General features: G+C 64.1%; 9 protein-coding genes and 2 pseudogenes (1 of these 11 running past the window's edge). 5 read left to right on the top strand and 6 right to left on the bottom strand.

The genetic code is table 11. The features are described from left to right. The 3 genes from ACFE99_RS00290 to ACFE99_RS00300 form a co-directional block, all read left to right on the top strand. Window positions 1-861, top strand: partial view of a DUF2309 domain-containing protein gene (locus ACFE99_RS00290; protein ID WP_375481302.1) — the final stretch only. Its footprint begins 1,692 nt before the window's first position; only the last 861 of its 2,553 coding nucleotides appear in the window; its start codon lies off the left edge, out of view; it ends in the stop codon at window positions 859-861. A gap of 26 nt (window positions 862-887) precedes the next feature. Then, window positions 888-1,187, top strand: coding sequence for a DUF190 domain-containing protein (locus ACFE99_RS00295; protein ID WP_375481304.1), 300 nt, complete (start codon window positions 888-890; stop codon window positions 1,185-1,187). Between the two features lie 275 nt (window positions 1,188-1,462). Beyond that, a complete protein-coding gene (locus ACFE99_RS00300; RefSeq protein WP_375481306.1) occupies window positions 1,463-2,191 on the top strand; it encodes a bacteriorhodopsin in 729 nt (242 codons plus the stop codon). Window positions 2,192-2,375: 184 nt separating this feature from the next. Here ACFE99_RS00300 and ACFE99_RS00305 read toward each other — a convergent pair whose 3' ends face one another. After that, on the bottom strand, window positions 2,376-3,152 hold the full coding sequence (locus ACFE99_RS00305) for a cobalamin-dependent protein (RefSeq protein ID WP_375481308.1): 777 nt from the start codon (window positions 3,150-3,152) through the stop codon (window positions 2,376-2,378). 232 nt (window positions 3,153-3,384) lie between these two features. Between ACFE99_RS00305 and ACFE99_RS00310 the strand changes: the two are divergent. Continuing rightward, window positions 3,385-4,878, top strand: a pseudogene (locus ACFE99_RS00310) (NADP-dependent isocitrate dehydrogenase). Window positions 4,879-4,921: 43 nt separating this feature from the next. Here the strand turns inward: ACFE99_RS00310 and ACFE99_RS00315 are convergent. Next, the gene (locus ACFE99_RS00315) at window positions 4,922-5,245 is read right to left on the bottom strand and encodes a helix-turn-helix transcriptional regulator (RefSeq protein WP_375481310.1); all 324 of its coding nucleotides are present in this window, start codon (window positions 5,243-5,245) and stop codon (window positions 4,922-4,924) included. Window positions 5,246-5,377: 132 nt separating this feature from the next. Continuing rightward, window positions 5,378-6,046: a hypothetical protein gene (locus ACFE99_RS00320; RefSeq protein WP_375481312.1), complete on the bottom strand. Its 669-nt coding sequence runs from the start codon at window positions 6,044-6,046 to the stop codon at window positions 5,378-5,380. A 541-nt stretch (window positions 6,047-6,587) separates the two neighbouring features. Here ACFE99_RS00320 and ACFE99_RS00325 point away from each other — a divergent pair. Continuing rightward, window positions 6,588-7,817, top strand: coding sequence for an MFS transporter (locus ACFE99_RS00325; RefSeq protein WP_375481367.1), 1,230 nt, complete (start codon window positions 6,588-6,590; stop codon window positions 7,815-7,817). 512 nt (window positions 7,818-8,329) lie between these two features. Here the strand turns inward: ACFE99_RS00325 and ACFE99_RS00330 are convergent. From ACFE99_RS00330 to ACFE99_RS00340, 3 genes and pseudogenes are all read right to left on the bottom strand, one after another. Then, the gene (locus ACFE99_RS00330) at window positions 8,330-8,671 is read right to left on the bottom strand and encodes a cupin domain-containing protein (protein WP_375481314.1); all 342 of its coding nucleotides are present in this window, start codon (window positions 8,669-8,671) and stop codon (window positions 8,330-8,332) included. A 67-nt stretch (window positions 8,672-8,738) separates the two neighbouring features. Beyond that, on the bottom strand, window positions 8,739-9,164 hold the full coding sequence (locus ACFE99_RS00335; RefSeq protein WP_375481316.1) for a hypothetical protein: 426 nt from the start codon (window positions 9,162-9,164) through the stop codon (window positions 8,739-8,741). After that, window positions 9,161-9,518: pseudogene (locus tag ACFE99_RS00340) on the bottom strand (transcriptional regulator); the annotation flags it as partial. The gene ACFE99_RS00335 and the pseudogene ACFE99_RS00340, both read right to left, overlap by 4 nt.

A 9,518-nucleotide genomic window follows, 5' to 3' on the forward strand; every position in this document is an offset into this window, starting at 1 on the left:
GCCCGCACCGCCGCAGCAATCCTCAACGACCCGGCCGTCCGCAGCTTTCTGGCCGGACGCGGCATCGTCATCCCAACCGATACCTGGTTCGTCGCCGCCGAACACGACACCGCCACCGACACAATCACCCTGCTCGACCGCCACCTCGTGCCGGCCGGCCACCGCGGCCAACTCGACCGGCTCGACGCCGACCTGAGCCAAGCCGGGGCCCGGGCGAGCCTGCGTCGCGCCGACATCCTGCCCGGGGCGCCGAAAACCGCGTCGCGGCGTCGGCTGCTGCGCCACATCCGTGCCCGCTCAGTGGACTGGTCACAGGTCTACCCCGAATGGGGCTTGGCGGGCAACGCCTGCTTCATCGTCGGACCACGCACCATGACCGTCGGGATCGACCTGAACCGGCGCGCGTTCCTGCATTCCTACGAGGCCGCGGCTGACCCCGGCGGCGCCGCCTTGGAAACCATCCTGACCGCGCCCATGGTGGTTGCCCAGTGGATCAACCACCAGTACTACTTCTCCACCGTCGACCCGCAGGTTTTCGGCGCGGGCACCAAAACCATCCACAACGTCGTCGGAAATGCCGGGGTTCTTGCCGGCCACACCGGCGACCTGCAGCTGGGCCTGCCCTGGCAATCGGTGGCCGTCGGTGACGAGCTGGTCCACGAACCGATGCGGCTGCTGGTCATCGTGCAAGCGCCACGGGCACGTATCGACGTCATCATCGACCGCAACCCAATTCTGCAGCACTTGTTCTACAACAACTGGGTCACGCTGATCGCCCGGGACGATTACGGCGACCCGTGGCGACGGCGCACCCGTGACGGCTGGCAGACCAGCCCCGAGATGAAAGAGGCTCACCGATGAACCGGCTTCACCCCACACTGACCCCGATGACCAAAATCGAAGTGGTCGTCACCGGCGCTGACGCCCACGCGGTGCGCGACCTCATCCGCACTGCTGGCGCCACCGGCTATACGACGGTGTCGGGAGTGTCAGGGTTCGGCCATCACGGCCATCACCAAGGCCGACTGCTGTTCAACGACCAGGCCGCCCTGGAACTGCTCATAACCGTCGTCCCGCCGGACAAGGCCGCACCGCTGATCACTGCCCTGCGACGACTCTTCGACAGCACTGCCGGGGTGATGTTCGTCTCCGACACCTACGTCAGTCGACCCGACTACTTCTCCTAAACCCTGCCAGGCGTGCAGCGGGGACCGGTGTCGACCACTTGCGCGCAGCCATGTCCGGTCAGCATTTCCAATGACTCAGATCAGCTTTGGCAGCGGGGTCAGGCATTCGGTGAATCGGAGGTCGTAACCGGTTGCCAAGCAGCATTGGACGGGGATATGTTTCTCGCGTCAAACAAATGCTAAACGATGCTAAAACAAGCTGGATGGTGTTGCCTGCGAACTAGTGCGCGTTCCGAATATCGGCGACAAAGTCTCGACGAAGAGGAGTGAGGGCCGTGATTTCCACATGGTTATGGATTGGCGCGATCGGGATGACAGCAGGCCTGGTGGCGATGGTCGCCCTAGGAACTACGGTCGCTCCCGAACGTAGGCACCACGTCGTGACCAGCTCGTTCATCGTCGCTATCGCCGCTTGCGCCTACTTCGCGATGGCCAATGGCCAAGGCACTGTGGACGTGGGCGGGCGAACCGTCTACTACGCACGCTACCTCGACTGGGTGCTGACCACACCGCTGCTGCTGCTCGGCCTGATCACGGTGGCGTTGCCGCGGCTGCGCAGCGCTGAGCAGTCCCGCGAGCGCAATGGGATCGTGGGTACCGTGCTCGGTGCCGATGTGCTGATGATCCTCACCGGTTTGATCGCCACGCTGACCGCCAAAGATGCGCTGAAGTGGTCGTGGTATGCGATCAGCTGCGTCGCGTTTGTTGTGGTGCTAGTGGCGATCGTGTTGCCGGTCCGTGCAGCGGCCCGCGAGCGTGGCGCCGACTACGCCAGCCTGTACGACCGCCTGCTGGGGGTTCTGGCGGCTTTGTGGTTCACCTACCCGATCGTTTGGGCGATCGGGACCGAGGGGACAAAGGTCGTCGACCTGAAGGTGGAAGTGGCCATCTTCGCCATCATCGACCTGCTCGCCAAGGTCGGCTTCGGCCTCCTGCTGATCACCGGCGCTGCCCGGCTCGGCACCTCGGCTAAACAAGCCACCACGACCCCACGGACCGCCTAGGACGCCTGTCCAGCGGGTCCGCCCACGTCTTCATCGAAAAGCCACCACCTGAATGGGCGCCCAGGTTGTATTAGCGTGCGTTGAGTTGCCGCTTGCCAGCACGCGCTGATGAGGGTCTCGAAGCGATCGCTTGGCGCAAGGACACCGAGGAGCCTGTCAACACCGCCACCACTTCGGTGAGCGGTCAGCTGGCGCACCCCTGCGCGCGGCGAACTAGTTCTGCGGTCATCGAACCAGGCCGGCCCAAAAGTACGCTCGGGGTGATCCCCCTGAGCCGCTCGACAAGAGACTCCGCCTCCGGGAGAGCTGGCTCCCAGGCCATGCTGATGACGACTAACTGCGGCGCTTCGGCCTCGACCAGGGCGCAGATCGAATCGGCCGGTACTGCCACACCAAGGTGGTGCACGCGCCAACGGTGATCGCGCAACACCGCCGCCGCCATCTGGCCGGGGAGTTGATGCTGGTCGCTCGGCGGGGAGCAGACAACGGCGATCCCGCGCGGACGACCCGCCCGCGCCGGCGCCCAGCGGGCGAGGATTCTGGCGCAGATCGACGTCGCGCGCCGCTCTTGGGCGATCTCGAGGTCGCCTCGGCACCACGCCTCGCCGATTGTCCGGAGCGCAGGAGCCATAAGCCGGTCGCAGATATCGGTCCAGTGGACTCCTGCGTTGACCAGGTCTTGGAAGAGATGCTCGGCCTTGGTGTCCTCACCAGCCACGAGCGCTCGGCATAGACGGTCGCAGAGGCGCCCCCATGAGCGGATCTGCCGACGTTGCGGCGGAAGTTGGGGCGCGCTGCGCCATCGGCGGACACGGTCGAGATCGCTGCGCTCGATGCCGTACATGCCCGCCCTCTTGTGCGCAGCCAAAACTCCCTTGCGCACCCAACGATAGGCGGTCTGATAGTGAACCCCCATCTCCTGCGCGGCATCGGCCAGGGTCAGGATCGATGACTCGCCCACCACACCATTGTGTGCGGGTAGGCGTCGTCTGGCCAATTTCCCGGTTGAGGATCGGCTTCCAATAGTGCGTTGGTGATCCGGAATGGCCGGGCTAGCGTCTCGCGCGCTCCCGATCTGTCGCAACCATGACTACATTGCGTGCTTGATATGCGATGTGATTTACACGTAGTCTAATACATGTTATGAAGTTCGTAATACTCCCGTAGCTACACCTGGTAGGGAAGGCAATTGCATGTCAACTCAAGCCGTTGAGCGACGCCAGTTCGACCGCGCCGCAGCGTCCGCGCCGGCCGCAGTACCCATTACCGTCGCCCGCGGCGACGGCATAGGACCCGAGATCATGGACGCGACGTTGCGCATCTTGGTGGCCGGCGGGGCGCGGCTCGCGGTCGAAGAAGTTGAGATCGGGGAGACGGTCTACCGGCGCGGCTATAGCGCGGGCATTGAACCGCAGGCCTGGGATTCGTTGCGGCGAACCAAAGTGTTCTTGAAGGCGCCGATCACCACACCGCAGGGCGGAGGGTTCAAGTCGCTGAATGTCACCGTGCGCAAGACCTTGGGTCTTTATGCCAACGTGCGGCCGTGCGTGGCCTATGCGCCCTTCGTGCCGACCCGCCACCCGGGGATGGATGTCGTGATCATCAGGGAAAACGAAGAAGATCTCTACGGGGGTATCGAACACCGCCAGACCGAGGAAGTCACCCAGTGCCTTAAGCTGATCACCCGCCCGGGTTGTGAACGGATCTGCCGCTACGCCTTCGAATACGCCCGGCGCCATGGCCGTGGCAAGGTCAGCTGCTTCACCAAAGACAACATCATGAAGATCACCGATGGGCTCTTCCATAAGGTCTTTGACGCGGTGGCCACCGACTACCCCGAGATTGCCGCTGAGCACTGGATCGTCGACATCGGCGCCGCCAAGCTGGCCGACGCGCCGGAGAACTTCGACGTAGTGGTGGTGCCCAACCTTTACGGCGACATCTTGTCCGATGTCGCGGCTCAACTCGCCGGCTCGGTCGGCATGGCCGGCTCGGCCAATCTCGGCGAGGGGGTGGCTATGTTCGAGGCGATCCACGGCTCGGCCCCCCGCCGCGCCGGCCAGGATGTGGCCAACCCGTCGGGCCTATTGCTGGCCGCGGTGATGATGCTGGTCCACATCGGTCAAGGCGACGTCGCCGCGCGGGTGCATAATGCTTGGCTGGCCGCCCTGGAGTCCGGCGCGGCGACCTACGACATCGCGGGGCCGGGTACCGCGGCATTGGGCACAACTGCCTTCACCGACGTGGTGATCAACCAGTTAGGTCGACGGCCGCAGCGGCTGGCCGCGGTTGACTATCCGGTGGTCGAACCGGTCGGCCCGGCATCGGGGCCCAGGTACCCCCGGGCCACCAAAACCCTCGACGGTGTCGACGTATTCTTCGACGTCCCCCAGGTCAGCCCCGACGATCTGGCCGCCACACTTCGTGCTGCCGCGGATGATAGCCGGCTGCAGTTGCAGATGATCACCAACCGAGGCGTCAAGGTATGGCCGGACGGGCTACCGGAAACCTTCTGCACCGACCACTAGCGTGCCCGCTTTCAAGCCCCCGAGCCGGGTGCGGCCACCCATCGCGACATCATCTCGCTGCTGGACCGGCTAGCTGCCGCTGGACTGGACTTCATCAAGACCGAAGGGCTGTATCGGTTCGCCGGCGAGCCGGGCTATTCACTCGGCCAGGGCCAATAGCGCCTGGAATGCTGACTGGCCGGGCCCGTCGCTGGTGGTCTAGTCAAGATAGCGCCGCGATCAGATCACCCACCGTGTGATGCGATTCCACCGGATGGCGCAGGCGGCCACGAGGATTGACACGGTAGACGTTGCGCCGGCCGACTTTCGTCTTGCGTAGATAACCGTCCTCGACAAGGTCGCTCAAGATGGCCTGTACAGCGCGCTCGGTGATGCCAACTCGGTCGGCTAGTTCGCGGGCCGTCAGCGACTCACCACCGGCCAGACATAGCAGCACATGACTATGGTTGGTCAGAAACGTCCACCTGCGCGAATCAGTGGTATCGCCGGCGCCACCGTTGCTGCGAGCAGGACGACGAACGGGCACTCTCGCATTGTAGTACATGCGATTCACGCATTCGGTTTCCTCAAACGGCGCGCCCAGCAGGGCACAAGCGGCGCTGTAAACCCCGCCGTTAACGCCGTTCGCGGCGCTTGACAGATACCACGTCTGCGGCGTTTATGCGGACACGCCGACGAGTTGCAGGTCGACGTCGATCGGCGCCGAGTCGGCGCGGGCGGCGTTTTGCTCTTGGGTGAGGCGGCGCCAAGTGTCGATCGCGTTTCGGGTGAGCTCGACGATTCGGCCTGACGCGGCGCCACCAGCCGCCAGCAAGTGAGCCTGCAAGGCGCTGCCCGCTACGACATCGAGAGCAAACCCGTTACCAGCAGTTAACGGCCAGGTCGACTGGTATGCGGCCCGGATCGCGTAGAAACCGGCGACCGGCGCCGCTGACTTCAGCGGGCCGGCGACGCGGCGTGCGGCGCGATCGGCCGCGCTCCACTCGGCAGCGGACGGCACATCAGCCGACGCTGCTCGCCGGTGAAGCTCAGCAATGTCAAAGATCACTTTGGCTGCAGTGATTTTGACGTATCGCACGACTCCCCACGTGGGGCTACTCAGGAGCTCGGTTACCCAGGCGTGGACAACGCTGTCAGAAACATCTGCGGTCCCCACGGTCTGCCAGCCGAGCTCTAATGCGAGCACGCTCTTCTCCGGCGAGAGGTAGCCGTTTGGTCCAGCCAGTAAGTCGTTGCATGCTTGGACGAAGACGGCCAACGGTCGCGCCGAGCATGCAGGAAAGTCAGTTATCTGCGCGTCGCCGTTGATGTAGGAAATGACGTTCATAGCGCACCCTTTCCCCGATCCCGGGCGGTGGGACCCCTTGGCCAAGCGAAGCGGGTGAGCGATGCGGTCGATGTCCATTTCTACTGCCTCCCTGAGTTTTTGAGTTTCCTATGAACTTTGTCAGCGCTGTCTAGCTGTCGTTGGTGACTTTTCGCAGAGCCAGCGCAAACGCAGGGCACCGCGTTCTGTTGGGCCTGAAGGGGATACGCGTCATACAGCAAACTATATAGTACGAAATAAGTTTCGCAAATAGGAGTACGTTAGTGCGGGAGACACTGCAGCCGTTAGCGCGTGCAGCGCTCCGGGAGGTGCGCGTTGACGTTGATCGGCATGTGTCGCAAGGCGTTCGGTGCTACCGTCAGGCCATCTGCACCCGAACCCGCGGCATTAGGCTCCCGCCATGAGCTCCCGGGAAGATCAGCGACACCACCGTGATGCGCCGATCGTTGTATATGACGGCGCGGAGGAGGAAAAGGCTTCGGTTTTGGGTAAGCATGGAGAGGTGCCGACCGCATCGATCAGTAACGCGCGACGCTGGTCGATGCTGGGCGTCGCGCTCACGTCGACGTTGTGCGCAACCGTTTTCATCAACGGGATCGCTTTCCTAATCCCTGCCCTGGACGCCGAGCACGGCATCAACCTCGCCGAAGCCAGCTTGTTGGCGTCGATGCCGAGCCTGGGCATGGTGGTCACCCTTATCCTCTGGGGCTATGTGCTGGACCTGCTCGGCGAGCGGGTCGTGCTTAGCGTGGGCTTGGCACTGACCGCGGCAGCGGCTCTCGCCGCCGCATCAGTGCAATCCATGCCGGCCGTCGGGGCATGTCTGTTCCTCGGCGGAATGGCTGGGGCGAGCGCCAACACGGCCAGTGGCCGGCTGGTCACGGGCTGGTTTCCACCGAACCGGCGGGGACTCGCCATGGGAATCCGGCAGACGGCGCAGCCACTCGGTATTGCATTGGGCGCCGCCATACTGCCCGAATTGGGTGAGCGAGACTTCTCGGTGGCGCTGCTGTTCCCGGCACTAGTGTGCGCACTGTCGGCGGTCACGAGCCTCGTCGGGGTACTCGATCCGCCACGAAATAAACGGTCGTCAGCCAACCGCGATGAGCTGGCCAACCCCTACCGCCGAACGGCGGTGCTCTGGCGGATCCACATCGCCTCGGCGCTATTAATGGTGCCGCAGACGGTGGTCTTGACGTTCATGCTGGTCTGGTTGATGCGCGCCCATGGATGGTCGACCGCCTCGGCCGGTGCGCTGGTCAGCCTCTCACAGCTGCTCGGCGCGTTAGGCCGCATCGCCGCCGGCCGGTGGTCGGACCGCGTCGGCTCACGAATGCGGCCAATCCGCACGATCGCCGTCGCAGCCGCGCTGGTCATGATGTTGCTCGCGCTCACCGACCATCTGCGCTGGCCAGCTGCCGTCGTACTGATGGTCGCCGCCTCGGTGATCACGGTGCTCGACAACGGGTTGGCGTTCACCGCCATCCCTGAGTTCGCCGGCCCGTTCTGGAGCGGGCGCGCGATGGGTGCGCACAACACCACTCAGCGACTGACGGCGGGTGCGGCTCCGCCGGTCTTCGGTGAGTTGATCGACGCGACTGGCTATCCTCTGGCCTTCGCAATATGCGGGCTTTTTCCGGTGCTCGCTTTCCCCTTTGTCCCGGCGCACGCACAACCCCCGGAAGAGGACAGCACCGCTGGGCTTCCCTCGGATCGCCCTGCCCGAGCGTCTCATTCGATAAGACCATCGGCACGACCGATCGACGGGTAGGGTTCCACCACGGTCGAGCTGGCATGCTTGCGAGACATTATCTCTCCACCCCGCCGCGACCTAGCCAGCCAGGGGACTAGACCAAACCTTTTCATCGTGGCCTGTACAGCGCGCTCGGTGATGCCAACTCGGGCGGCTAGTTCGCGGGCCGTCAGCGACTCACCGCCGGCCAGGCATACCAGCACATGACCATGGCTAGTCACAAACGTCCATCGGCGCGAAGCGGTGGAATCGACTGCGCTACCGTTGCTGCGGGCAGGACGACGAGCGCGAACCTTGGAATTCTAATAACTGCGATTCACGCATTAGGTTTCGTTTGACGGCGCGCCCAAGTAGGGCCGACGCGGTGCCGTCCCTGCCGCCTAACGGTTGGCGCGGCGCTTAACAGATACGACGCCTAAGAACTTGCCTGCAAGTCGTTAATCTGCTCGCACACCAGGTGACCCGGCCATGCGAGCGCACCGGCCGACCGACACCGCGCGGCCACAAAGTCGATACCTTCGAGGGGTCGGCTATTGCGAGGGAAAGCTCTTATGGACGGTCAGCATGATGACCGAATCCTCGACGGCTTCTAGAGCATGCCGTTGTGAAGGGATCGTGACGAAGTCGCCCGCCGCGCCCTCCCACATGTCGTCACTGGTGGTGAGGCACACGTGACCCTGCAGAACCTGCAGCGTCGCCTCACCTGGGCTGTCGTGTTCGGCCAGCCCCTGCCCGCCAACCAGGGCCAGCAGGGTTTGCCGCAATTCGAGCGCGCGACCACCGTGGATTGTGTGCGCAGCGCGGCCACCGTGCGCCTGCCGCGCCTGGGCCAGCACTTTCGAGGCCAGCCTGTTCAGCGAGATGGATTGCATCAATTGCGTTCCGTTCCTTCAATGTGCGGGTCGCTTACCCGCAGCAGGGCCGTAACAGCGGACGCCGTCACCCGATTAGCAGAAAGATCCCGGCCGCGAGCAAAGCGGTCACCTTGATCGTCTCGAAGCCGACGTAGACGTAGTGACCCCGTGATCGTGGCCCACTCTGGCCGGCCAGCACCCGATCGGAACGACGGTTCAGGAAAGGCCGCACCGCCACCAGCTGGAAGGCCAACGCGGCGGATGCGATCGTGGCCGCGACGATGGCATTCGTGGGTAGCGAGCTGGTCGCGATGACCAACCCGATGACGACGGCCCATAGGACCTCGATGGTATTGAGCGCACGGAAAACGAGGCGACCGATCCCGAGCCCGATCTGCAGCGTCACGTTGGGTGCCCGGAACTTCAACGGCGCCTCGAGAAACGAGATGGCCACGACCATGCCGAGCCAGACGAAGCTAACCGCGACGGCTATCGCCGGCCCGATGCTCACCTGGTGGCTTCAGCCGGGCTCAGGTGGGCCAGGCATAAATCGGGCTCAACGAACGAGTCGAGTCGGTTGACGGTAAGGGGTGCATCCCAGTTGTTCAGGGCCCCCTGCATGATCCCCAGGTGTATGGGGCAGACCACATTGCTTCGGGCTTCCGCGAGCTCGAGGAACGGGCAGTGCCGCAGACCGATTTGTTTTTCGCCGCCGGATTGGCGGCGCTCGGGTGCGAACCCGAGCTCGTCGAGTACCTTGACGAGGTCGTTGATCGCTGCTGTTGGTCCGACCTTATTGGCACGCCGTGCCGTGAGTGGGGGGATCTGTTGTCCCCAGGCCCGGCCGGCGGCGAGTGCTTTGGTG

This window comes from uncultured Mycobacterium sp., from assembly GCF_964249325.1.
Taxonomy (GTDB): domain Bacteria; phylum Actinomycetota; class Actinomycetes; order Mycobacteriales; family Mycobacteriaceae; genus Mycobacterium.